21 protein-coding genes and 2 tRNA genes are annotated in these 23,344 nt (G+C 73.1%); 2 read left to right on the top strand and 21 right to left on the bottom strand.

What is annotated here, in order from left to right:
• Positions 1-46: 46 nt before the first annotated feature.
• From ADL08_RS27015 to ADL08_RS27045, 7 genes are all read right to left on the bottom strand, one after another.
• Complete coding sequence (locus ADL08_RS27015; protein ID WP_078968430.1) at positions 47-943, bottom strand: arylamine N-acetyltransferase family protein; 897 nt, start codon at positions 941-943, stop codon at positions 47-49.
• 73 nt (positions 944-1,016) lie between these two features.
• Positions 1,017-3,548: a ComEC/Rec2 family competence protein gene (locus ADL08_RS27020; protein ID WP_053647495.1), complete on the bottom strand. Its 2,532-nt coding sequence runs from the start codon at positions 3,546-3,548 to the stop codon at positions 1,017-1,019.
• 38 nt (positions 3,549-3,586) lie between these two features.
• Entirely contained in the window at positions 3,587-4,771 is a 1,185-nt protein-coding gene (locus ADL08_RS35975) for a ComEA family DNA-binding protein (protein ID WP_078968432.1), read from the bottom strand.
• 152 nt (positions 4,772-4,923) lie between these two features.
• Positions 4,924-5,769, bottom strand: a complete 846-nt coding sequence (locus ADL08_RS27030) for a DegV family protein (RefSeq protein WP_053647467.1) — start codon at positions 5,767-5,769, stop codon at positions 4,924-4,926.
• 140 nt (positions 5,770-5,909) lie between these two features.
• A complete protein-coding gene (locus tag ADL08_RS27035) occupies positions 5,910-6,635 on the bottom strand; it encodes a hypothetical protein (protein WP_053647469.1) in 726 nt (241 codons plus the stop codon).
• Positions 6,636-6,789: 154 nt separating this feature from the next.
• Positions 6,790-9,660 (bottom strand): leucine--tRNA ligase, encoded by a 2,871-nt coding sequence (leuS, locus tag ADL08_RS27040; protein ID WP_053647471.1) that lies wholly within the window; start codon positions 9,658-9,660, stop codon positions 6,790-6,792.
• A 288-nt stretch (positions 9,661-9,948) separates the two neighbouring features.
• Positions 9,949-10,021, bottom strand: a tRNA-Ala gene (locus tag ADL08_RS27045).
• A 121-nt stretch (positions 10,022-10,142) separates the two neighbouring features.
• On the opposite strand from ADL08_RS27045, the gene ADL08_RS27050 reads away from it, so the two are divergent.
• The gene (locus ADL08_RS27050; RefSeq protein ID WP_078968431.1) at positions 10,143-11,474 is read left to right on the top strand and encodes a glycosyltransferase 87 family protein; all 1,332 of its coding nucleotides are present in this window, start codon (positions 10,143-10,145) and stop codon (positions 11,472-11,474) included.
• Here ADL08_RS27050 and ADL08_RS27055 read toward each other — a convergent pair.
• The 8 genes from ADL08_RS27055 to ADL08_RS27085 all read right to left on the bottom strand — a co-directional run bounded on the left by ADL08_RS27055 (position 11,453) and on the right by ADL08_RS27085 (position 16,351).
• The gene (locus tag ADL08_RS27055) at positions 11,453-11,686 is read right to left on the bottom strand and encodes a hypothetical protein (protein WP_015033559.1); all 234 of its coding nucleotides are present in this window, start codon (positions 11,684-11,686) and stop codon (positions 11,453-11,455) included. The genes ADL08_RS27050 and ADL08_RS27055 overlap by 22 nt on opposite strands.
• A 242-nt stretch (positions 11,687-11,928) precedes the next feature.
• A tRNA-Ala gene (locus ADL08_RS27060) sits at positions 11,929-12,001 on the bottom strand.
• A gap of 95 nt (positions 12,002-12,096) precedes the next feature.
• Positions 12,097-12,750 (bottom strand): histidine phosphatase family protein, encoded by a 654-nt coding sequence (locus ADL08_RS27065; protein ID WP_053647473.1) that lies wholly within the window; start codon positions 12,748-12,750, stop codon positions 12,097-12,099.
• Entirely contained in the window at positions 12,747-13,214 is a 468-nt protein-coding gene (gene rsfS / locus ADL08_RS27070) for a ribosome silencing factor (RefSeq protein WP_053647475.1), read from the bottom strand. The genes ADL08_RS27065 and rsfS overlap by 4 nt, the downstream gene beginning before the upstream one ends.
• Before the next feature lie 83 nt (positions 13,215-13,297).
• Positions 13,298-15,130, bottom strand: a complete 1,833-nt coding sequence (locus tag ADL08_RS27075; RefSeq protein ID WP_053647476.1) for an LCP family protein — start codon at positions 15,128-15,130, stop codon at positions 13,298-13,300.
• Positions 15,131-15,149: 19 nt separating this feature from the next.
• Entirely contained in the window at positions 15,150-15,770 is a 621-nt protein-coding gene (gene nadD / locus ADL08_RS27080; RefSeq protein ID WP_053647478.1) for a nicotinate-nucleotide adenylyltransferase, read from the bottom strand.
• 51 nt (positions 15,771-15,821) lie between these two features.
• Complete coding sequence (locus ADL08_RS37700; protein ID WP_199837097.1) at positions 15,822-15,983, bottom strand: hypothetical protein; 162 nt, start codon at positions 15,981-15,983, stop codon at positions 15,822-15,824.
• 83 nt (positions 15,984-16,066) lie between these two features.
• The gene (locus ADL08_RS27085) at positions 16,067-16,351 is read right to left on the bottom strand and encodes a hypothetical protein (RefSeq protein WP_053647480.1); all 285 of its coding nucleotides are present in this window, start codon (positions 16,349-16,351) and stop codon (positions 16,067-16,069) included.
• Between the two features lie 128 nt (positions 16,352-16,479).
• Between ADL08_RS27085 and ADL08_RS27090 the strand changes: the two genes are divergently transcribed.
• Entirely contained in the window at positions 16,480-17,625 is a 1,146-nt protein-coding gene (locus ADL08_RS27090) for a M48 family metallopeptidase (RefSeq protein ID WP_053647482.1), read from the top strand.
• Here ADL08_RS27090 and ADL08_RS27095 read toward each other — a convergent pair.
• From ADL08_RS27095 to ADL08_RS27120, 6 genes are all read right to left on the bottom strand, one after another.
• Positions 17,610-18,695 (bottom strand): hypothetical protein, encoded by a 1,086-nt coding sequence (locus ADL08_RS27095; RefSeq protein WP_053647484.1) that lies wholly within the window; start codon positions 18,693-18,695, stop codon positions 17,610-17,612. The genes ADL08_RS27090 and ADL08_RS27095 overlap by 16 nt on opposite strands.
• A 193-nt stretch (positions 18,696-18,888) precedes the next feature.
• Entirely contained in the window at positions 18,889-19,446 is a 558-nt protein-coding gene (locus ADL08_RS27100) for a hypothetical protein (RefSeq protein WP_053647486.1), read from the bottom strand.
• 93 nt (positions 19,447-19,539) lie between these two features.
• Positions 19,540-20,823 (bottom strand): glutamate-5-semialdehyde dehydrogenase, encoded by a 1,284-nt coding sequence (locus ADL08_RS27105; protein WP_053647488.1) that lies wholly within the window; start codon positions 20,821-20,823, stop codon positions 19,540-19,542.
• Positions 20,824-20,974: 151 nt separating this feature from the next.
• Complete coding sequence (locus tag ADL08_RS27110; RefSeq protein WP_053647490.1) at positions 20,975-21,496, bottom strand: hypothetical protein; 522 nt, start codon at positions 21,494-21,496, stop codon at positions 20,975-20,977.
• Positions 21,497-21,692: 196 nt separating this feature from the next.
• Positions 21,693-22,796, bottom strand: a complete 1,104-nt coding sequence (proB, locus tag ADL08_RS27115) for a glutamate 5-kinase (RefSeq protein WP_053647497.1) — start codon at positions 22,794-22,796, stop codon at positions 21,693-21,695.
• A 109-nt stretch (positions 22,797-22,905) separates the two neighbouring features.
• Positions 22,906-23,344, bottom strand: a 439-nt coding sequence (locus ADL08_RS27120) for a GtrA family protein (protein ID WP_053647492.1), incomplete at its 5' end; no start/stop codon positions are given.

Raw genomic sequence — 23,344 nt, forward strand, 5'->3', positions numbered from 1 at the left:
CACCATTGAGTCGTTCGAGGCAAACCGGAGCAAGTGTCGGCAAGTGTTACCGGGAGTCCGAATTGGCGCCCTCGTTCCGTACGGAGGGCTGCGCCACGACGGGCAGCGCGTCGAGTTCGATGCCGAACAGCTCCCGGTACGCCTCCCGCACCTCGTCGTCCCCGTCGAGGATCCGCTCGTCGCGCTCGCCGTGGGCGCGGGTGATCAGCTTGGCGCCGCTGAGGGTGATCCGGCCCTCTTCGGTGAGCCGGGAGCAGACGAGGGAGCGCGGGAAGTGCGAGTCGGGCGAGGTCCGGTGGTACCAGGCCCCGGCCGTGAAGTCGGCGAGTTCGCGCGGCCGGATCTCCATGCGGTACTGGGGCTTCCCGTCCCGCAGCACGTCCAGGTCGCCGTCGGCGGTCTCCGTGATCCGGAAGACACCGCCCGGGTCCTCCTGGTCGTCGCGCGCGTCGAAGGCCAGCGGGAAGTGGCTGTGGTCGCCGAACCCGACGTCGGCCAGCCACCGCTCCCCCTCCACCGTCTCCACCCGCAACGCCATGTGGTCGTACGGGATGCCCAGCTTCCCGCCCTCCCCGACGACCCGCGCCTGGAGCAGCTCGACCCCGTAACCGAGCCCCCTCAGCAGCACGGCGAACGCGGTGTTGATCTCGTAGCAGAAGCCGCCCCTGCGCGCGCCGACCACCTTGTCGAGGAGCGCCTTCTCGTCCAGGACGACGGGCTCGCCGAGGTGGATCGAGAGGTTCTCGAAGGGCACGGTCCGCAGGTGGAGCAGGTGCAGTTCGCGCAGCGCGGCGGCGTCCGCGCGCACCGGCCGCTCCGCCCCGATGCGCCGCAGATAGGCCTCGACCTCGGACGACGCGGGAACGAAGGGCGCGGGCGGGACGGAAGAACCCCGCGGCGCCGGGGACTCGGCCCCGACGGCGGGTGTCGGCTGTGTGGTCATACCGACAGTCTGCCGGGCCGCCGCCCTCCCTCCCGCCCCGACAATCACCGATTCCCCTTCCCCGACAAAGAGTTCACTCCCCCTTCGGTACGGCCACGAGCCCCCTACCCGCGCCCACCACCGCGATCGCCCCGTCCCGATCGGTCCGCAGCACCCGCGCCCCACCGCCCCGCAGCGCCTCCAGCGTCCGGGGCGAGGGATGCCCGTACAGGTTGTCCCGGCCCGCTGACACCAGCGCGAGCCTCGGCCGTACGGCCCGTATCAGCGCCGGATCCTGGTGCGCGGAACCGTGGTGGGCGACCTTGAGGACGTCCACCGGCGCGAGCCCCGGATGAACCCGTAACAGCGCCCGCTGCGCCGGCGGCTCCAGGTCCCCGAGCAACAGCAGACTCAGCCCTCCGGCGGCCCGGACGAGCAGCGTGACACTGGCGTCATTGGGCCCTTCGAACGACCCCCCGGCGTACGGGGCCCGCCCGGCCCTCGGCCACGGCCAGAGCACCCGCCACTCCAGGGTCCCGATCCTCCGCGTCTCCCCCGGCTCGGCGCGGACCATCGGCACCCGGGCAGCGGCCGCCGTCCGCCGCACGAACGCGGCCTGGCCGGGTGGCTCTTCGAGCCCCGTCGTCTGGATCGCCCCCACCGACCGCCCCCGAAGCACCCCCGGGAGCCCGGCCACGTGGTCCGCGTGGAAGTGGGTGAGGACCAGCAACGGCACCCGTCTCACCCCGAGTTCCCGCAGGCAGCGGTCCACCGGTACGGGGTCGGGGCCCGCGTCCACCACGACGGCGGAGTCCCCGCCCGCCGCGAGCACGGTCGCGTCGCCCTGGCCCACCTGGCACATCGCGAACACCCAGTCCGGCGGCGGCCATCCGGTGGCCCACCGGGTCAGCGGCGCCGGGCGCACCACGGCGAGCAGGAGCAGACCGGCGGCGAGCGCGCCGACCGCGCCCCGGTACGGCAGTCCGCGCACCCCGAGGACCACGGTCACGGTGAGCAGCGCGAGGGCAAGCCCGCCCCACCACCCGCCGGGCCAGGCCAGCTCCGCCCCCGGCAGCGCGCTCCCGGTGCGGGCCACCCACGCGATCCACCCGGCCGGCCATCCCGCCACCCACGCCAGGCCCTCCGCCGCCGGCATCCAGAGCGCCGCCAGGGCCAGTGCGGCGAACCCGCACACCGTCGCGGGCGCCACGGCGAGTTCCGCGAAGAGGTTCGCCGGGATCGCGACCAGGCTCACCCGGGCCGCGAAGACCGCCACGACCGGGGCACACACCGCCTGCGCCGCCAGGGCCGCGGCCAGCGCCTCCGCCAACCGGCCGGGCACCCGGCGCCGGCGCAGCGCGTCGCTCCACCGGGGAGCGATCGTCAGCAGCGCCCCGGTGGCCAGGACCGAGAGCAGGAACCCGTAACTCCGCGCGAGCCAGGGGTCGTAGAGCACCAGGACGAGGGCGGCGGCGGCCAACGCGGGGACCAGCGACCGCCTGCGCCCCGTGCCGATCGCGAGCAGCGCGACGAATCCGCAGGCGGCGGCACGCAGCACGCTCGGATCGGGCCGGCAGACGATCACGAAGACGAGCGTCAGACCTCCTCCGGCCACCGCGGTGGCCCGCAGCGACAGCCCGAGCCGGGGCGCGAGCCCACCCCGCTCCGCCCGGTGCGCCCGCCCGGGACGCCCGATCAGCAGAAGGAGCACGATGGTCAGGTTGCTGCCGGAGACTGCCAGCAGATGTGTGAGATCGGTGGCTTCGAAGGCGTCCCTCAGCTCGGGGCCGATCCGGGAGGTGTCCCCGACGACCAGGCCGGGCAGCAGGGCCCGCGCGTCGGGGTCCAGCCCCTCGGTCGCCCTCCGCAGGCCCTCGCGCAACTCCCCCGCCGTCCGTTGCGGCGCGTTCGGCCGGCCCACGATCCGGGGCGGGCCCGATCCGTCGACCTTGAGCACCGCCGCGAACGGTTCGCCCGGGCGCGACGGCGGTGCGAGCCGGCCCCCGACCCGCAGCCGGGTGGAGGGCAGGAGCCGCAGCCACTCCGCTCGCCCCTCCCCCGACGGAACGATCAGCAGGACCGGCGCCCGGGTCCGGTGGACCGAACCGTCCGACCGCTCGACCCGGGTCACCTCACCGTCCAGGACGACCGAGACCGGGGCCATGGCGTTGCCCCGCACCTTGGGCCGGGTGAGCCGCGGGTCGGAGGTCACCGCCACCTCAAGGCGCGCCCGCGCGTACTCCTCGGCCAGGACCGGCACGGGCCCGCGCCGCAGGTCCGCCGCGTGCAACCCCGCCGAGGCGGCCCCGGCCGCGGCACACAGCAGGACCCCGGCCCACGCGGTGGCCCGCAACCGCCGCCCTGCGGCGACCCCCGGCGGGGCCGCACCGTGCCTCCTTCGCCGGGCCGCCCCACGACTCCCCTCGGGGTCTCCGCGCCGCCGGACCGCGCCCCGCGCCAGCAGGACCGCCGCCCCCGCCAGACAGGCCGCGACACCGGTCGCCGTCCACCACCCGGTGACGCCCACGGCACAGGCCGCGGCCGCCCAGGCCGCCGCCGCGAGGGGAACGAGCCGCAGGTCGGTCGGCCCTTCCCGTCGGACCGGCCCCCGAGCCTCCGTCTCCATCTCCGTAGCGATCTCCCCGCCCACTCCCCCGTCCCGCCTCACGGCCGGACCAATGGTTCGAGGTCGGCGAACCGCCGCTCGCCGATGCCGCTGACCTCCCGCAGCTCGCCCACCGACCGGAAGCCGCCGTGTTCCGTGCGGTGGTCGATGATGTGCTGGGCGAGGACCGGCCCGACGCCCGGGAGGGTGTCGAGCTGCTCCACCGTGGCCGTGTTGAGGCTCACCGGCGCCCCCGGCACCCCTCCTGCCCCTGCGGTGCCTCCCGCACCTCCCCCGCCTCCGGGCACGGGCCCGCCCACCGGTGCCCCCGGCACGTCGACCAAGACCTGTTCGCCGTCGGACAGGACACGGGCCCGGTTGATTCCGGTGAGATCGGCGCCGGACCGCACCCCTCCCGCCGCCCGCAGGGCGTCCGCCACCCGCGAACCCGCGGGCAGGGTCAGCACCCCCGGCCTGCGCACCTTCCCGCCCACGTCGACGACGACCCCGGCACCGGAGGGAGCGGGCGACACGGGTGGGGCGGGCGGTGGCGGCCCCACTCCCCGCGGTTCCTGCCGGCCCTCCGGCTCCGCCCCGGCCCGCCCTGCGGGCACGGCCGTCGCGGGGGCGGCACGAACGAGTTCGGGAGCGCGTACCGGCTCCGGCCGCCCCGTCCAGAAGTAGCCGGCCGCGAGCCCCACGGCCACGACCAGGACCATGGCCAGCGCGGCCAGCGTCCTCGGTTCCAGCCCGCACCGGGTCTGCATCCACAGTGGTGTCCGATCCCGGATCCCCGCCACCAGCCGTTGCCGCGCCCCGGGCGGAGAGGCCGGCGAAGCGACCCGTTCCGACCCCTCCGGCGCCTCCTCCACCCCGGGCGCCGCCACCTCGGCGGACGGCTGCTCCGGTGGGGACGCCGTCGGGAACAGCGCGTCCCCCCGTCGCCGTACGACACCCCCGGGCCCTTCGGCGGGCCGCCCGCCGACCCGGGTGCGCCCCCGCCCCCGCCCGGGAGGCGAACCACGCCCTCCGGGGCGACCGCGCCCGTCCGAACCGGCCTCCCGGCCGGGCCCACCCGCCGGACCACCGGCCGCCCTCACGGCTCCGGCCGTCCTCAAAGAGCCAGCCGTCCCCACGGCCCCGGTCGTCCCCACGCTTCCGGTCGTCCCCACGATTCCGGGAACAACCGTGCCCGTGGTTCCGGCGACGGCGGTGGTCGATGCGATGCGTGTACGAAGCGTCATGCCTGTGACCGTAGAGATCACGGATGCCCCGTGCCGGTCTCCCTCACGGTCCGTGGACAGCGGTCCCGCTGTGGAAAACTCCGTCACCCTCACGGGGACGAACGGCACGTGACCAGCACGTAAGCGGTGGTCTCAGCGCGTAAGCGATGGTCTCAGCGCGGTGAGACGACGACCGCGAGGAGCCCGGGCCCCGTGTGGGCGCCGATGACCGCGCCCACCTCACTGACGTGAAACTCCCCGATCCCCGGGACGCGCTCCCGGAGCCGGTCCGCGAGCGTGGCGGCGCGCTCCGGCGCGGACAGGTGGTGCACGGCGATGTCGACCGGCCCGGAGCCGGCCCGCTCCACCGCGATCTCCTCCAGGCGCGCGATGGCCTTCGAGGCCGTCCGCACCTTCTCCTGCAGTTCGATCCGCCCGCCGTCGAGTTCGAGGAGGGGCTTCACCGCGAACGCGGAGCCCAGCAGCGCCTGCGCGGTGCCGATGCGCCCGCCCCGGCGCAGGTAGTCCAGGGTGTCGACGTAGAAGAAGGCGGAGATTCCGGCGGCGCGCTTCTCGGCCGCCGCCACGGCCTCGTCGAGCGAGCCTCCGGCCTCCACGGTCTGCGCCGCCGCCAGGGCGCAGAAGCCCAGCGCCATCCCCATCATGCGGGTGTCCACCACGCGCACGGGCACGGGGGCGTCCTTCGCGGCGAGCACGGCCGCGTCGTAGGTCCCGGAGACCTCTGCGGACAGGTGGAGCGAGACGACGCCCCGCGCACCGGCCTCGGCGGCCTCGCGGTAGGTCTCGGCGAAGACCTCGGGGCTGGGGCGGGAGGTGGTGACGGGCCGCCGCTTCTGGAGGGCCTGGGCGAGGGCTTCGGCCGAGATCTCCGTGCCCTCCTCCAGGGCGCGGTCGCCGATGACGACGGTCAGCGGGACCGTGGTGATCGCGTGCCGCTCCCTCGTCTGGCGTGGCAGGTAGGCCGTGGAATCGGTGACGATCGCGACATGCCGGGACATGAGCGGGAGGTTACCCGCCGGGACCCCCGCACGGCAGCCCGGCCCCCCACCGGATCACCGGGCGTCGGCGAGTACCGGCCCCTGTCCTGTCCCCCTTCCGCCCCCGTCCCGCCTCCGACCGGCCCCGGTCGGCCGTGCCGTCAGGTGGTGGTCTCCGGGCGGGCCGACTTCTCCCAGGGGTAGGCGGTCAGCCGGGGATCGGGCCCCGTGATGGCGGACGGCTCGCTCCCGGCCCCGGTGCCCGCCGCCCGGCCGCCGGCCCCGGCGGGGCGTCCCCGCTCCTCCGTGCCGGCGGTGGGGGCGCCCGGCGCGGGCTCCGCGTCGGTCCAGTGGCGCAGGGCTCCGGCCTCGACGTCGATCTGGGCGCTGAGCGTCGACAGGTCGTCCTCGGCGAACCGCGCGGCCCGGTCACGGGCCGCGCGGCGCAGCGCGTCGGCCGAGCCGGTGATCCGCTCGGTCCGCGCGGTGAGTTCGGGGAGCTGTCCGGCCACCCACGCCCGGTCGGGCTCCCGCTCCAGGCGCTTGAGGTCCGCGTCGAGTTCGAGGCCGTGTCCGCTGAGCCGGTTGAACAGGTCGAGCGACTCCTTCAGTGAAGCGTCCTGCCCGACGCCCGCCTGGAGCGCCTCCTGCGTGGCGCGCATCGAGGTGCGCAGCGAGAGCCGCAGCCGGGCCAGCTCGCCCGCCGCGCCGGCCTGTCCGAAGCTCTTGGCCCGCAGCGTGGTGTCCTCGACCGTGCGCCGGGCCTGGTCCAGGGTCCGGTCGACACCGCGTTTGGCGGCCTTGGTCACCTTCACGGTGGCGTACACCCCGAGCGCCACGAAGGCGACGAAGAGCAGCGCCAGGATCGTGAGAATCGCGGCTTCCATGGGCGCCCCTCCGGCATCGGTCGACTCACCACGCGGTTGTGGTTCTCCCACGGTAAACGGAAAGGGCAGGCCGAGGGTTCCATCGGAACCCCCAACCTGCCCGTAGGGGAAACCCCTATGCTCGGCCGCTCAGCGGCCGTGCGTCACCGGTCCGCTAGCCCGCGACGATGTTGACCAGCTTCGGCGCGCGCACGATCACCTTGCGGATCTCGGCACCGCCCAGCGCCGTGACCACGTGCGGGTCGGCCAGGGCCAGCGCCTCCAGGTCCGCGTCCGTGATCGACGGGGAGACCTCCAGGCGGGCCTTGACCTTGCCCTTGATCTGCACGACGCAGGTCACGGTCTCGTCGACGACGTACGCCGGGTCGGCGACCGGGAAGTCCTGGTGGACGACCGACTCGGTGTGGCCCAGCCTGCGCCACAGCTCCTCGGCGATGTGCGGCGCCAGCGGGGCGACCAGCAGCACCAGCTGCTCGGCGACCGTGCGGGAGAGCGCGCCACCGGACTTGGTCAGGTGGTTGTTCAGCTCGGTGATCTTGGCGATGGCGGTGTTGAAGCGCATCGCGGCCATGTCCTGAGCGACGCCGTCGATCGCCTTGTGCAGGGCGCGCAGCGTGTCCTCGTCGGGCGCGGCGTCGACGACGGTGACCTCACCGGTCGACTCGTCGACGACGTTGCGCCACAGCCGCTGCAGCAGTCGGTACTGGCCGACCACCGCGCGCGTGTCCCAGGGGCGCGACACGTCCAGCGGGCCCATCGCCATCTCGTACAGGCGCAGGGTGTCGGCGCCGTACTCGGCGCAGATCTCGTCCGGCGTCACGGCGTTCTTCAGGGACTTGCCCATCTTGCCCAGGACGCGGGAGACCTTCTCGCCCTGGTACCAGAAGCCGCCGTCGCGCTCCTCGACCTCGGCCGCCGGCACGGCGATCCCGCGCGCGTCCCGGTAGACGAAGGCCTGGATCATGCCCTGGTTGTACAGCTTGTGGAAGGGCTCGGCCGAGGAGACGTGGCCCAGGTCGAACAGGACCTTGGACCAGAAGCGCGCGTACAGCAGGTGCAGCACGGCGTGCTCGGCGCCGCCGACGTACAGGTCGACGCCACCGGTCGGCATGCCCTCGCGGGGGCCCATCCAGTACTGCTCGACGGCCGGGTCGACCAGCTTCTCGGAGTTGTGCGGGTCCAGGTAGCGCAGCTCGTACCAGCAGGAACCGGCCCAGTTGGGCATGGTGTTGGTCTCGCGGCGGTACTTCTTCGGCCCGTCGCCCAGGTCCAGGGTGACGTTCACCCAGTCCTCGTTGCGGGACAGCGGGGTCTCCGGGCGGGTGTCCGCGTCGTCCGGGTCGAAGGTGCGCGGCGAGTAGTCCTCGACCTCGGGCAGCTCCAGCGGCAGCATCGACTCGGGCAGGGAGTGCGCGACGCCGTCCTCGTCGTAGACGATCGGGAAGGGCTCGCCCCAGTACCGCTGGCGGCTGAACAGCCAGTCGCGCAGGCGGAAGTTGACGGTGCCCTCGCCGATGCCGCGGTCGGCCAGCCAGGCGGTGATCCTGGCCTTGGCGTCGACGACGCCCAGGCCGTCCAGGGACACCTCGTCGTTGGCGGAGTTGACCAGCTTGGCCTCGTAGGAGGCGAAGGCGTCGTCCCAGGTGGAGGGGTCGGTGCCGCGGTCGTCGGAGGGCTCGACGACGCAGCGCATCGGCAGCTCGAAGGCGCGCGCGAAGGCGAAGTCGCGGCTGTCGTGCGCCGGGACGGCCATGATGGCGCCGGTGCCGTAGCCCATCAGGACGTAGTCGGCGATGAAGACCGGGACCCGCTCGCCGCTGACCGGGTTGGTCGCGTACGCGCCGGTGAAGACGCCGGTCTTGTCCTTGGCCTCGGCCTGGCGCTCCACGTCGGACTTGGAGGCGGCCTGCTTGCGGTAGGCGCCGACGGCCTCGGCGGGGGTGGCGTGTCCGCCGGTCCACACGTCGTGGGTGCCCTCGGGCCAGGCGGCCGGGACGATCTTCTCGACCAGCTCGTGCTCGGGCGCCAGGACCATGTAGGTGGCGCCGAACAGGGTGTCCTGGCGGGTGGTGAAGACGGTGATGGCACCGGCGTCGCCGACCTGGAAGTCGACGCGGGCGCCCTCGGAGCGGCCGATCCAGTTCCGCTGCTGCAGCTTGATGGCCTCGGGCCAGTCCAGCGCGTCCAGGTCGTCCAGCAGGCGGTCCGCGTAGGCGGTGATCCGCATGTTCCACTGGCGCAGCTTGGACTTGAAGACGGGGAAGTTGCCGCGCTCGGAGCGTCCGTCGGCGGTGACCTCCTCGTTGGCCAGGACGGTGCCCAGGCCGGGACACCAGTTGACGGGCGCGTCGGAGGCGTACGCCAGGCGGTACTCGCCCAGGACGTCGGCGCGCTCGGTGGCGCTCAGCTCGCTCCACGCGCGCGTGGTGCCGGGGATCTCACGCGTGCCGTTCTCGAACCGCTCGATCAGCTCGGCGATCGGACGGGCCCTTCCGGCCTCGTCGTCGTACCAGGAGTCGAAGATCTGCAGGAAGATCCACTGGGTCCACTTGTAGTACTCCGGGTCGATCGTGGCGAACGACCGGCGCTTGTCGTGGCCCAGGCCCAGCCGGCGCAGCTGGACCTTCATGTTCTCCATGTTGGCCTCGGTGGACACGCGCGGGTGCGTGCCCGTCTGCACGGCGTACTGCTCGGCCGGCAGGCCGAAGGCGTCGAAGCCCAGGGTGTGCAGCACGTTGTGGCCGCTCATGCGCGCGTGGCGGGCGAAGACGTCCGTCGCGATGTAGCCCAGCGGGTGGCCGACGTGCAGTCCCGCGCCCGAGGGGTACGGGAACATGTCCATGATGAACTTCTTGGGGCGTGCGGCGACCGCGGGGTCGCCCGCCAGGTCACCGGTGGGGTTCGGGGCCTCGTACGTGCCCTCAGCGTCCCAGAAGTCCTGCCAGCGTGCCTCGATGTCGGCGGCCATGGCCGCCGTGTAGCGATGCGGAGCCGCCGTCTCGGCGGCCGTATTGATCTCGGTCATGGTCCTTGAAGCTCCATCGATCGTCTCTGCCCACGGCCACTGACTGCCCGAAATGAAAAATCCCCTCGCACAGGAGGGGATGCCGCGCCGACTCCGACGGAATGTCTGTCATCCGTCGGGACTGGTCAGCGCGGCTCGGTAAGCAGGAGGCGTACGGCACGCATGGCGCCAGGGTACCGCAGCGGCCCAGCGGGCCGCACCGGCGTTCCGGGGCCGGGACACGAGAAAGCGGGCCACCCGATCCGGGTGACCCGCTTTCCCCTCCACGATGCTTTCGTGGAGTTTCTGTGGAGCTAAGGAGAATTGAACTCCTGACCTCCTGCATGCCATGCAGGCGCTCTACCAACTGAGCTATAGCCCCTTGCTTTCCGTCCCCGCTGCGGTTTCCCTCGCGGCGACAGACAGAACATTAACCGGCTCCCCGGCAGATCTCCAAATCGATTCCCGGGGCCCTTCCGGGCCTCCGGGTAGGGTCGCCGACTGTGTCCGTCTCCGTGCTCTCGAAAACCCGTGCCCGACCGTGGCCCCTGGTCACCGCCGCGGCGGTCTGCCTGCTCTCGTTCGCGGCCTTCTGGGCGGCGCAACGCCTCGCCCACGTGAACATGCTCGACGTGATGGTCTACCGGGCCGAGGGCGAGACGGTCCGGGCGGGCGGCGACCTGTACGCGATGCGCGCCACCTCGGCGAACCTCGGCATGACCTACCCGCCCTTCGCCGCCCTGCTGTTCGTCCCGCTGACCCTGGTGGACGTCCCGCTGATGCGGACGCTCGCCACCGGGGGGAACCTGCTCCTGGTGGTCGCCCTGGTCCAGCTGTCGGTCCAGCTGGTGCGCCCGTCGCTGTCCCGCGCGGACCTGTGGCGCGCCACGTTCTGGATCGCCGCGGTCCTGGTCTGGTGCGAGCCGGTGTGGACGACCCTGCGGTACGGCCAGATCAACCTGCTCATAGCCGTGGCGGTGCTCTGGGACCTCACGCGGCGCGCGGGCAGCCGCTGGGCCGGCCTCGGCACCGGCCTGGCGACCGCGGTGAAACTCACACCGGGGCTCTTCGTGGTCCTGCTGGTCGTCGCGGGTCTGCTGCTGTGGCGCCGGGACCGGTCCTGGAACCAGTGGCTGCGCACGGCGGCGACGGCGACGGGCGTGTTCCTCGGGACGACGCTGGCCGTGGCTCTCGCGCTGCCCGCGGACTCGAAGAAGTTCTGGACGGAGACCCTGTTCGAGACGGGCCGGGTCGGCTTCGCCGAGGAGACCGCCAACCAGTCGATCCGCGGCGTCCTGGCCCGGCTGATGCACACCGACGACCCGGGCATGTGGTGGGCGGTGACGGCGGCCCTCCTGGGCGGCGTCGCGATGGTGGTGGCGGTACGGGCCGCGCTGCGCGGCGACAAGGCGGTGGCGGTGGTCGTCTGCGCGTTCACGGCGCTGATGATCAGCCCGATCTCGTGGTCCCACCACTGGGTGTGGTGCGTGCCGCTGCTGATCCTGCTCGCGGACCGCGCCACGCGCGCGTGGCGGGTGACGGGGCCGGTGGCCCTGGTGTTCGCGTCGTTCGCCCTGTGGTGGGTCCCGCACGACCCGGGCCGCCCCGAACTGGACCAGAACGCGGGCCAGATGCTGCTCTCCGCCGTCTATCCGCTGACGGCGACGGCGCTGCTGGCGGGGTACGTACTGACGCGGCGGCGGCTGCGCGGGGCGGACGCCGGCCACGGGGCGGGGGCCGGTACGACGGCGGTGGAACCGCTCCTGGAGGCCGTACCGGGGCAGGAGCGCCAGAGCGCGCCGACGCGGGAGCGTCAGGCCGTGGCGAAGGAGTAGAACCGCTTGAGGGTGCAGTGCTCGTCGAGGAGCCGGCCGTAGATCGGCTCCCCCTCCAGCTCGCGGTAGGTCTCGATCGGGTCGCCTTTTATGATCAGCGCCCGCGCGCACTCCTCGCACCAGTACTGGAACCCGGGGTTGACGGGGTCCATGTCGCGCACGATGGGCGTGCCGCTGCCGCACCAGTCGCACTTCCGCCTGTGTGCACCCATCAGTCAGCTCCAGCTGTGGCCGCAGGTCGCGCGCCCCGTCGTGCACCTGGTCGCGCACCGAGTCGCGCACCAACAGGACACCCTGCCGTTGTCGCCGAGCACGTGGGCCACCCTCCCGTCCGGATCCTGTCCCCCTCCGGCCGTCCGATTCTGCCATGGCCCCGCAAGGGGGTCGGCGCACTCGGCACAACGGGACGAAACGACGAATCCCGCCCCCTGGTGGGGACGGGATTCGGTGACTGTGGAGCTAAGGAGAATTGAACTCCTGACCTCCTGCATGCCATGCAGGCGCTCTACCAACTGAGCTATAGCCCCTCGTGTTCTTCGCGCTCCGCGCTGCGAACAAGAAGAACTCTAGCCTGTGACCTGCCGGAAAGTGAAATCCGGGTCCGGCGGGCCGGTCGCGGGGCTCAGTCGTCGTCGCCGAGGACCGGCTCGGGCAGCGTGCCCGCGTTGTGCTCCATCAGGCGCCAGCCGCGCGCGCCCTCGCCGAGGACGGACCAGCAGCAGTTCGAGAGCCCGCCCAGGCTCTCCCAGTGCCGGGACTCCAGGCCCAGGAGCCGGCCGATGGTGGTGCGGATGGTGCCGCCGTGGCTGACCACGACGAGCGTGCCGTTCTCGGGGAGCTTGTCGGCGTGCTCCAGGACCACGGGGGCGGCCCGGTCGGCCACCTCGGTCTCCAGCTCGCCGCCGCCCCGGCGCACGGGCTCGCCGCGCTTCCACGCGGCGTACTGCTCGCCGTACCGCGCCACGATCTCGCCGTGGGTCAGCCCCTGCCACTCCCCCGCGTACGTCTCGCGCAGCGCGGCGTCGTGGGCGACGTCGTGGCCGGTGAGCGCGGCGAGCTCGGCGGCGGTGGCCGCCGCCCGCTTCAGGTCGGAGGCCACGACGGCGTCCGGCTTGAGCGCGGCGAGCAGCCGTGCGGCCCGGCGCGCCTGGGCGACGCCGGTCTCCGTCAGCTCGATGTCGGTCGAGCCCTGGAAGCGACGCTCCAGGTTCCAGGAGGTCTGGCCGTGGCGCCAGAGGACGATGCGGCGGCCGGTGCCGCCCCTGGTGGCGCTCAGCTCAGCTCACCGTCCGGTCCGTCGGGCAGACCGGAGGCGTGGCCGGCGGTGTCGACGCCGGTCAGGGCGGCGTGCTCGGCTCCCTTGCCGCGGGTCTTCAGGGCGTCCTCGGGCAGCTCCAGTTCGGGGCAGTCCTTCCACAGCCGCTCCAGGGCGTAGAAGACCCGCTCCTCGCTGTGCTGGACGTGGACGACGATGTCGACGTAGTCCAGCAGGATCCAGCGCGCGTCGCGGTCGCCCTCACGGCGGACCGGCTTGGCGCCGAGCTCCTTGAGCAGCCGCTCCTCGATCTCGTCGACGATCGACTTGACCTGGCGGTCGTTGGGCGCGGAGGCGAGCAGGAAGGCGTCGGTGATCGACAGCACGTCGCTGACGTCGTACGCGATGATGTCGTGCGCGAGCCGGTCGGCGGCCGCCTGGGCGGCGGTCTTGACGAGCTCGATGGAACGGTCCGTAGCGGTCACAAGCAGGCTTTCGTCGGCGGTCCAGTACCCCTCCAGGGTCTCACGGACCGCCGACGACGCCGTCGGCCTTTTCCGGAGTGCCGCTAGCGGGCCCCCGGAACCTTGTAGTCGCCGCCCAGGACGACGGTGACGGCGGCCGCTCCCGCGGTCTCTCCCTTGCGGACCGAGCCGTCCGGCAGGCCCAGCGTCTTGGCCACCTCGGCGGCCGCCGCCTTCTGGGCGTCGTCGCCGTAGAGGACCTGCGACTTCTCCCGGGCCGGCGCCGTGGTGGCGCCCACCAGGGCGTAGCCGCCGTTGGCGAGCACGATCCGGGCCGCTTCGATCGCGTTCTTGCCGGAGCCGTCCCGCAGGGAGACCCGGGTGATCCCGTCCGCCTCGGGGGCGGTGACCTTGCCGCCGAGGATGTCCTTCACGACGCTGTCGCTCGCGCCGCCGGTCAGCGCGCCGTCCTCCTCCACCGGGAGCAGGGCCGTCTTGTAGGCGCCGAGCTTGGCGTGCTCCGCGAGCTTGGCCAGGGAGGCGCCGAGGTCCTTCTCCGGGAGCGAGGGGTCGAGGATCTGCTGGAGGGTCTCGATGGTGACCGTGGCGGCCGCGGGGTCGTCGGAGACCTTCCGCAGCACCCCGTACAGGACCTGGCCGAAGCGCTGGAGCTGCTTGGCGTCGGCCTCGCCGGGGGCCCGGTAGGTGGCGTAGGCGACGGCGGCGCGGCCGTTCAGCGTCTGCTTCTCGCCCTTCCTGACCAGCGGCTCGGCGCCGTTCCTGGGAGCGGGCACGTCGGTGTCGGTGTCGGTCTCGATGCCGCTGACGACCTCGACGAGGTTCTCCAGGTACGGGGTGTCCAGGCGCCAGGTCCCGGTGATCTTCGTTCCGAGGAGGTTGCCGATGGACTCCCGGGTGCCGCTGGAGCCGTCGTCCTCGACCGACTTGCCGAGGGTGGTCGCGGAGCCCTCGGCGTCGGCGACGACGACGGAGTTGGGGAGCAGGACCGTGGTGCCCTGGCGGGTGGTCGCGTTCTCCACGAGCAGGGCGGTGGAGGTGCCGCCGTTCGTGGTGTCGTGGAGGTGGACCACGATGGTGTCGCGCTTCTGGGGGCCGGTCGCGGTGGTCCCCTCGCGCTCCGGGGCGGACGTGCCGGGGAGCAGGCCGGCGGACCACAGGTAGCCGACGCCGCCGACGGCGGCGAGCGCGAGGACGACGACGAGCGCGACGATCCGGTTGCGGCCCCGGCGCCTGGCCTCCTCGCGCCGCTCCGAACGGCTCTCGGTGAACTTGAGCCAGTCGATGACGTCCTCGGAGTCCTCGTCGGGCTCCTCGATGAACGAGAACTGCTCGGTGCGGTACTCGCGCTCGTCGTCGCCCGCCCGGGACGGGGCGGGGCGCCCGGGAGCGGCCCGGTCGAAGGCGGACCGCTCGGAGGCGGGTCGCTGGCCGGGGACGCCGGGCGGGGCGGCGACGGGCGCTGCCGGGGCCTCGGGGACCGGTCGGACGGGCTCGGGCCGGGACTGCGGCTGGGCCTGGGGCTGTTGGGCCCGGGGCTGCTGGGTCCGGGGCTGGGCCGGGGCCTGCGGCTGGGCCTGGGCGGCCCACTGCTGCCCGGCGTCGTACTGCTGCCCCGTGTCGTACTGCTGACCGGTGTCGTAGGAGGGGTAGGCGTAGCCCTGCTGCCCGTACGGGTCGTAAGGGGGCTGCGACTGCGGCTGCTGCGCCTGCGGCGGCTGCTGGGCGTAGGGGTCGTAGCCGTACGCCTGCTGCGGCTGGGACGGCTGTTGCTGCTGCTGTCCGCCGTACGGGTCGTAGTGCTGCGCGGGCTGCTGCTGCGCCTGCGGCTGCTGGTACACCGGCTGCCCGTACTCGTCGTAGCCGATGATCTGCGGCTGCGGACGGTACGGATCGTACGGGTGCTGCTGATCGTTCACCGGTGCCCCTCCCCGAAGCTCACTCGCCGCGGTACAACTGGCGCTTGTCGATGTAGCGCACCACGCCGTCCGGGACCAGGTACCAGACGGGGTCCCCCTTCTCGACCCTCGCCCGGCAGTCGGTGGAGGAGATGGCGAGCGCGGGGATCTCGACGAGCGAGACCCCGCCCTTGGGCAGGCCGTCGTCGGTGAGGTCGTGGCCCGGACGGGTGACGCCGATGAAGTGGGCGAGCGAGAAGAGTTCCTCCGCGTCGCGCCAGGTGAGGATCTGCGACAGCGCGTCGGCCCCGGTGATGAAGAAGAGGTCCGAGTCGCCGTTGAGGGAGCTCAGGTCCCTCAGGGTGTCGATGGTGTAGGTCGCGCCGCCGCGGTCGATGTCGATCCGGCTGACCGAGAACTGCGGGTTGGACGCCGTCGCGATGACCGTCATCAGATAGCGGTCCTCGGGCGCGGACACGGCCTTGTCGCTCTTCTGCCACGGCTGCCCGGTCGGCACGAACACCACCTCGTCCAGGTGGAACAGGGCGGCGACCTCGCTGGCCGCCACCAGGTGTCCGTGGTGGATCGGGTCGAAGGTTCCGCCCATCACACCGAGTCGGCGCTTGCCGCGCCCGCCAGTAGGCACTTCCTGCTCTCCCATGCGTGCAGAGCCTACTGGCACGGCGGCGGCCGCCGGATCAGCGGTGTCGGTTCAGCGGTCGCGGTTGAAGCGGGTGGTGATCCACAGCAGCAGCATGAGGGCACCGAAGGCGCCGAAGCCGGTGAGGTAGGGGCTGAGGCTTTCGTGGTTGCCGCCGTGCTCGGCGCCCTCGGCGAGGGTGACCAGGTTGGCGGCGGCGCTGTGGAGGCTCATCTTCGGCAGACCTATCGATCGGGGATGGGAGCGGAGACTTCGCGCACATCGTATGCGGGCCGTCCGGAGGCGCTCACGCCGACTCAGGCGTTCGCGTCGCGCTCCGCGTTGCCGTCCGCCCGGCCGGTGTCGCCCTCACCGCTCGCACCGCGCGCACGGTCCGAGCCGTCTGCGTCGCTCGCACCGTCCACGCCGTCCGTGTCGCCCGTGTCGTCGGTGCGGTAGCCGCGCAGCAGGAACCAGGCGAGCAGGACCCCGCCCACGAGCGAGGCGAGCAGCACGATCCGGAGCGTGTCGCCGAGGCCCTGGCCCGCGGGGGCGGCGAGCAGGACGGCGGCTGCGTCGGCGGTGGCGGCGGTGTCCGGCATGTCGGTCGTGCCCTTCGGTCGTCCTCGGTGCCCGAGTTATCCACAGGCCCCGCCACACCGTAGCGCCAGCACCTAGGCTGGGTGCAGTCAGGGGGACGAGCACCGACTCGTACGAACAGGGGGCATCCATGACCGAGAACGACCACGGGAGCGCGCCGAGCAGGCAGCGGAAGCGGTTCTCCGGCATCTCCTCGCGGGCCTACGAGCATCCGGCCGACCGCTCGGCGCTGGTGGCGCTGCGCAAGCTCAGCGGCTTCGACACGGCCTTCAAGGCGCTCAGCGGGCTGCTGCCGGAGCGCAGTCTGCGACTCCTCTACCTCTCGGACTCCGTCCGGGTGAGCGACGCGCAGTTCAGCCACCTCAACGACATGCTGCGGGACGCCTGTTACATCCTGGACCTGGAGAAGGTCCCGCCGATGTACGTGACGCAGGACCCGAAGCCCAACGCGATGTGCATCGGCCTGGACGAGCCGATCATCGTGCTCACCACCGGTCTGGTGGAGCTCCTCGACGAGGAGGAGATGCGGGCGGTCGTCGGCCACGAGGTCGGACACGCGCTCTCCGGGCACGCCGTGTACCGCACGGTCCTGCTGTTCCTCACCAACCTGGCGCTCAAGATCGCCTGGATCCCGCTGGGGACGGTCGCGATCACGGCCGTCGTGACGGCGCTGCGCGAGTGGTTCCGCAAGTCGGAGCTCTCCGCCGACCGCGCCGGGCTGCTCGTCGGGCAGGACGTGCGGGCCTCGATGCGCGGTCTGATGAAGATCGCCGGCGGCAACCACCTGCACGAGATGAACGTGGACGCGTTCCTCGCCCAGGCCGACGAGTACGAGAAGGCCGGGGACCTGCGGGACTCGGTCCTGAAGATCCTCAACGTGCTGCCGCGCTCGCACCCCTTCACCGCCGTCCGCGCGGCGGAGCTGAAGAAGTGGTCGGAGAGCCGCGACTTCCAGCGGATCATGGACGGGCACTACCCGAAGCGCTCCGAGGACAAGGACACCTCGGTCTCGGACTCCTTCCGCGAGTCGGCCGGGCACTACGCCGAGACCGTACGGACCAGCAAGGATCCCCTCCTGAAGCTGGTCGGGGACATAGCCGGCGGCGCCGGTGACCTGGCGGGCGACCTGGGCGGCCGGCTGCGCAACCGGTTCGGCGGCCAGGGTTCCCCGAAGGCGGACGGCGGCGCGGCCGGGGACGGCAAGGACGCCGGGGGCAGGCCCTCGGCCGGGGGCGACGCACCGGGCGACGGCGGGGACGGTCAGAGCGAGGGCTGAGCCTTCGGCGCCAGCGCTCCGCACAGCGAGGGGGCGGCGGGCCGGTCGGTGGCGTACGGGTCGGTGACCGCCGGGCCGCCGTCCGCCCCCGGGGCCCGCGCTCCCGCCAGGAGCGGCTTCAGGGAGCCCGTGGTGTCCGCGCCGCAGGCCTGCGGTCCGGCCTCCGAGGTGCTGCTCAGGAGCTCGGCGCGGTGCGCCCGCAGGTCCTCGCGGTCGAAGCGGAAGTGCACCACGCGGTGGACGGTGAAGAGGGACGCCGCGGCGACCGGTCCGGTGCCCCGGACGGCCGGGCGGAGGGCGTAGGTGTACGTGTGGTCCGCCATGACGTCCAGGGTGTCGGGCCCGGTCTCCTCGAAGCGGAGGGTGCCCCGCACCCGGGCGGCGGGGTCCGCGAGGGCGACCTCCCGGGGGTCGAAGCGGACGAGCCAGGCGGCGGGGGCGTGCCGGCCGTCGTCGGCGGGCGACTCGACGCTCCGGTCGAACTGCGCCAGCTGGTCGGGGTCGAGCAGCAGGCGCGGGGGCCGCACGGTGGCCCCGGTCAGGACGTCGGGCTCCAGGGAGGAGGCCACCAGGTAGTCCTTGGCGATGCCGAGGGCGGCGACGACCTGGCTCTCGGCGAAGTGCATGGTGCGTCCGGCGACCGGGAGGTCGATGCCGGCGGCCCCGGTGCGGTGTTCGGCGGCCGGGCTGTGGGCGAGGAGCCGCGCGGGCTCGCCGCCGGGGACGGGGTCCCGGGGGGCGAGCCGGACCACGGTGGTCCGCAGGGGTTCGGCGCGCTGGTCGACGGGGGGCTGGTACGGGTTGCGGACGCCCAGGTAGACGGCGGTGCCGAAGGCGAGGAGGACCAGCAGGACCAGCAGGACGGCCTGGCGGGAGCCGCTCCGGCCCGTCGCGGAGGGGAGGCTGCGGACGGCCTGGGCGTGCTCGCCCATCCGCTCCCGGGCGGAGAACTCCTGGAGGCGGGCAGCACGGACGAACGCCTCGTCGAAGACGACGGATCGGTACTCGTCCTCACCACCGCCGGGGAACCCCTCGGGTGTCCCCTCAGGCGGGTCGCCACGCCCTGCCATACCTTCAGGGTAGGTCTGCGGGGGCTTCGGTAAACGCCCAGGTACACGACAAGTTCCGAAGAATTCCGCCATCGGGGTGGCCGGGGCCCGGCACGGGACAGGACCGGAACAGGCACGGGCCCGGCGCGGGTCCGATTCGGGCCCGGCGCGGATCCGGTTCGGGCCCGGCGCGGATCCGGGAGGTCCCTGGGGGCTATCCGGGGGACGCGGAGCGTGCGGCGGGGGCGTGGGCCGCGGGCGGGGCCGGGTTCGGGGGCGGCGCGTCGACCCCGGTAGTGGCCGGCGGGACCTGGTCCCGGCGGTTGGCGGAGGCGTTCTGGTAGACGGCGCTGAAGGCGAGGGCGACCATGCCGACCCCCATGACGAGGGCGAGGACCCAGGCGACGGGCCGGTGCCAGCGGGCGCTGCCCCGGTAGGGGCGCAGGGCTCCGCCGTGGGGGCCGTAGGGGCTGTCGTCGTCGCCGATGTCATCGGGCTCGTAGGTGAGGCCCAGCGGGTCGTGGCCGTCCCCGTAGGGGTCGTCGTCGGCCGGTCCGCCGCCCGCGCGGGCGCGGGCCGCCTCGGCCTCGGCACGGGCCTGGGCGGCGGCGAGGAGCCGCTCGATCGCGGTCGGCTCGTGGACGGTGGCGGCCCGGACGAACTCCTCGTCGAAGACCACGGCGGCGTGGACCTCGTCAGCGCCTCCGCGGTCGACAGAGTCCTCGGGGTCTCCGCCGTTCTGGAACGGCCTGCCCCCCACGTCGTCCGGCACGGATTCAGAGTAGACCCGGAAGGGGGTTTTGGGCAGGGAGAGTGCGAAGCCTCCGCACCCGTACCGAAAGCCCGCCCGTACCGGAAGGAGGTGTTACCGCACGTGACCGTCGCCGGTGACGATGTACTTGGTCGAGGTCAGCTCGGGAAGGCCCATGGGGCCCCTGGCGTGCAGCTTCTGGGTGGAGATGCCGATCTCGGCGCCGAAGCCGAACTGGCCGCCGTCCGTGAACCGGGTGGAGGCGTTCACGGCGACCGTGGTGGAGTCGACCAGCTGGGTGAAGCGGCGGGCCGCGGCCTGCGAGGTGGTGACGATCACCTCGGTGTGGCCGGAGGACCACGTTCGGATGTGCTCCACGGCCTTGTCGAGGGAGTCGACGACGGCGGCGGCGATGTCGTACGAGAGGTACTCGGTCTCCCAGTCCTCCGGCGTGGCCGGGACGACGGTGGCCTTGGTGCCCTCGGCGAGGGCGAGGGTCCGCTCGTCGGCGTGGACGGTGACGCCGGCCTCGGCGAGGGCGTCGAGGGCCCGGGGCAGGAAGGCCTCGGCGACGTCCCGGTGGACGAGGAGGGTCTCGGCGGCGTTGCAGACGCTGACCCGGTGGGCCTTGGAGTTGACCAGGACGTCCACGGCCATGTCGAGGTCGGTGTCGGCGTCGACGTAGACGTGGCAGTTGCCGGTGCCGGTCTCGATGACCGGGACGGTGGACTCCTCGACGACGGTCTTGATGAGGGAGGCGCCGCCGCGCGGGATGAGGACGTCGACGAGGCCGCGGGCGCGCATCAGCTCGCGGACCGACTCGCGGGACTCGCCGGGGACGAGCTGGATCGCGTCGGCGGGCAGGCCCGCGCCGCCGACGGCGTCGCGCAGCACGGTCACCAGGGCGGTGTTGGAGGCGTGGGCGGAGGAGGAGCCGCGGAGCAGGACGGCGTTGCCGGACTTGAGGCAGAGGGCGGCGGCGTCGACGGTGACGTTCGGGCGGGCCTCGTAGATGATGCCGACGACGCCGAGGGGGACGCGGACCTGGCGCAGGTCGATGCCGTTGGGGAGGGTCGAGCCGCGGACGACCTCGCCGACGGGGTCGGGCAGCGCGGCCACGTCGCGGACGTCGGCGGCGATGGCCCGGACGCGCTCGGGGGTGAGGGTGAGCCGGTCGACGATGGCCTCGCTGGTCCCGGCCTCGCGGGCCTTGGTGATGTCCACGGCGTTGGCCTCGACGATCTCGGCGGTGCGCACTTCGAGGGCGTCCGCGATCGCGAGGAGGGCCTCGTCCTTGACCGCGCGCGGGAGTGGCGCGATTTCGGCGGCGGCGCCACGGGCCCGGTAGGCGGCCCGGGTGACCGGGGAGAGGTTGTCGAGGGGCGTGAGCGAGGTCATGTCCGCAGGGTACTGGCACCCCTGCGGACATCCCTCACGTATCCCGCACTCCGAGACGTATCCCTGGACGCCTCCCGGGACGTATCCCTGGACGCGCCCCGGGACGTGCCCCGGGGCCGTGCCCCGGGCGCGTCCCCGGCGGGTCCGCCCCTCAGTAGGGGTGGACGCCGACCGGGGCGGCGGGCGGCGGGCCGTAGCCCTCCGCGATCCGCTGGTGGTAGGTCTCGCGGTCGATGACCTCCAGACCGACGATCTCCCAGGGCGGCAGCTTGGCGGTCTGCCGGTGCTCGCCCCACAGGCGCAGGGCGACGGCCGCCGCGTCGTGCAGGTCGCGGGCCTCCTCCCAGTACCGGATCTCGGCGTGATCGTTGGCGTAACGGCTGGTCAGCAAGAAGGGATGGTCGTGGGCCAGCTGTTCGAGCCCCCGTCGCACCTCCTTCAGCGGCGACTCCACGCCCGACACGCTGAGGGTGATGTGCCAGAGCTTGGACACGGGCCGCTCCTCGGCGCGTGCCTCACGTGTCTCGCGTACCTCGCGTGTGTCGGTGGTGGTCTCGGTCTTCCTGTCCGTGGACCTGTCCCGTGCCTCGTCGAAGTCGGCTCCGGCCTCGACACTGGTCAGGGCGCGTTCGGCAGTCCCACGGGGCGGCGCCCCTGGGCGCGCTCGTCTCACCGGCGGCCTCCTGTGTGATGCGTGTGGTGCTGTACCCCGCCTTGCTCTTAACCCCCGGGACAAAGTTGACCAGTCCGAGGCGGCACTTGGGGCGGTTTTGGGGAACGTCCCTTCCGGATGGCCGCAGTTTCAGCCGTTTCGGCGGAGGGCGTTCGACGGATGGCGTACGGTGCGCGCCGTCGGGCCGGCGACGCGTTCAACCGATGACGACGAGGTCGTCGCGGTGGACGATCTCGCGCTCGTACTCCGGGCCCAGTGCCTTGGCGAGCTCGTGGGTGGAGCGGCCGAGCATCCGGGGGATCTCCTTGGCGTCGAAGTTGACGAGGCCGCGGGCGACGGCCCGGCCGGCGGCGTCGCGCAGCTCGACGGGGTCACCGGCCACGAAGTCGCCCTCGACGGCCGCGAGCCCGGCCGCGAGCAGGGACTTCTTGCCCTCGACGACGGCGCGGACGGCCCCGTCGTCGAGGGTGAGGGAGCCCTGCGGGGTGGAGGCGTGGGCGAGCCAGAGGAGCCGGTCGGCGGAGCGGCGGCCGGTGCGGTGGAAGTACGTGCCGGTGTCCCGGCCGGCGAGGGCGTCGGCGGCGCGGCTCGCGGAGGTGAGGACGACGGGGATGCCGGCGGCGGCGGCGATCCTGGCCGCCTCGACCTTGGTGACCATGCCGCCGGTGCCGACGCCCGCCTTGCCGGCCGAGCCGATCTCGACGTGGGCGATGTCCTCGGGGCCCGCGACCTCGGCGATCCGCGACGTGCCGGGCTTGGACGGGTCGCCGTCGTAGAGCCCGTCGACGTCGGAGAGCAGCACGAGCAGGTCGGCGCGGACGAGGTGGGCGACGAGGGCGGCGAGCCGGTCGTTGTCGCCGAAGCGGATCTCGTCGGTGGCGACGGTGTCGTTCTCGTTGACGACGGGCAGCGCGCCCATGGTGAGGAGCTGGTCCAGGGTCCGGTACGCGTTGCGGTAGTGGGCGCGCCGGCTGGTGTCGTCGGTGGTGAGGAGGACCTGGCCGACGCGGACGCCGTAGCGGGCGAAGGAGGCGGTGTAGCGGGCGACGAGCAGGCCCTGGCCGACGCTGGCGGCGGCCTGCTGGCGGGCGAGGTCCTTGGGCCGGCGGGTGAGGCCGAGCGGGGCGAGGCCCGCGGCGATGGCGCCGGAGGAGACGAGGACGATCTCCTTCTCGCCGCCGCTGCGGACCTTGGCGAGCACGTCGACGAGGGCGTCGACCCGGTCGGCGTCGAGGCCTCCGGAGGCGGTGGTGAGGGAGGAGGAGCCGACCTTGACGACGATCCTGCGGGCCTCCGTCACGTACTGCCTCGCCCCGTCCGTCTGACCCGTCACCTGCGTCGTCACCTGCGTCGTCCTCACTCGGCCGTTGCTGCCCGCCGCACGCTCGACGCCGCGGCTGCCAGGCAATCTACGCGAGCCGGGAGGGCTGCCGCTCGTCCGTTTCGCTCCCCGGACCGGTCGTGCCGGGACCCCGGCCGGGGCCGCGGGGCACCAGGATCCGCTGGGAGATCAGATAGGTGAAGGGGATCGCGACGACGGCCGCCACGAGTGGCGCGATCCGGTCGTCCATTCCGGCCCAGGTGACGAGCGCGTACAGGCCGACGCTCTGCACCAGGTAGTTGGTGACGTTGGTGAGGGGGAAGAGGGCGAACTTCTTCCAGGTGGGGCGGGTGCGGTAGGTGAAGTAGGTGTTGAGGAAGAAGGAGCCGACCATGCTGAGGAGGAAGGCGAGGGAGTACGCGGCGAAGTACGGCATCCACGGGTGGAGGAGCAGGTAGCAGCCGAAGAACGTGCCGGTGTTGACGCCGCCGACCAGGGCGAAGCGGAAGATCTCCGCGAGCCGCGCC

This window comes from Streptomyces sp. NRRL F-6492, assembly GCF_001280125.1.
In the GTDB taxonomy this organism is placed as follows: domain Bacteria; phylum Actinomycetota; class Actinomycetes; order Streptomycetales; family Streptomycetaceae; genus Streptomyces.

What these genes read in the sequence shown, in the direction of transcription:
- ADL08_RS27095 (WP_053647484.1), bottom strand. Translation starts at nt 18,695, where the DNA reads ATGGCAGGGCGTGGCGACCCGCCTGAGGGGACACCCGAGGGGTTCCCC.
- ADL08_RS27055 (WP_015033559.1), bottom strand. Translation starts at nt 11,686, where the DNA reads ATGGGTGCACACAGGCGGAAGTGCGACTGGTGCGGCAGCGGCACGCCC.
- ADL08_RS37700 (WP_199837097.1), bottom strand. Translation starts at nt 15,983, where the DNA reads ATGAGCCTCCACAGCGCCGCCGCCAACCTGGTCACCCTCGCCGAGGGC.
- ADL08_RS35975 (WP_078968432.1), bottom strand. Translation starts at nt 4,771, where the DNA reads ATGACGCTTCGTACACGCATCGCATCGACCACCGCCGTCGCCGGAACC.
- ADL08_RS27090 (WP_053647482.1), top strand. Translation starts at nt 16,480, where the DNA reads ATGACCGAGAACGACCACGGGAGCGCGCCGAGCAGGCAGCGGAAGCGG.
- ADL08_RS27085 (WP_053647480.1), bottom strand. Translation starts at nt 16,351, where the DNA reads ATGCCGGACACCGCCGCCACCGCCGACGCAGCCGCCGTCCTGCTCGCC.
- leuS (WP_053647471.1), bottom strand. Translation starts at nt 9,660, where the DNA reads ATGACCGAGATCAATACGGCCGCCGAGACGGCGGCTCCGCATCGCTAC.
- ADL08_RS27020 (WP_053647495.1), bottom strand. Translation starts at nt 3,548, where the DNA reads ATGGAGACGGAGGCTCGGGGGCCGGTCCGACGGGAAGGGCCGACCGAC.
- ADL08_RS27015 (WP_078968430.1), bottom strand. Translation starts at nt 943, where the DNA reads ATGACCACACAGCCGACACCCGCCGTCGGGGCCGAGTCCCCGGCGCCG.
- ADL08_RS27035 (WP_053647469.1), bottom strand. Translation starts at nt 6,635, where the DNA reads ATGGAAGCCGCGATTCTCACGATCCTGGCGCTGCTCTTCGTCGCCTTC.
- nadD (WP_053647478.1), bottom strand. Translation starts at nt 15,770, where the DNA reads ATGGGAGAGCAGGAAGTGCCTACTGGCGGGCGCGGCAAGCGCCGACTC.
- ADL08_RS27030 (WP_053647467.1), bottom strand. Translation starts at nt 5,769, where the DNA reads ATGTCCCGGCATGTCGCGATCGTCACCGATTCCACGGCCTACCTGCCA.
- ADL08_RS27105 (WP_053647488.1), bottom strand. Translation starts at nt 20,823, where the DNA reads ATGACCTCGCTCACGCCCCTCGACAACCTCTCCCCGGTCACCCGGGCC.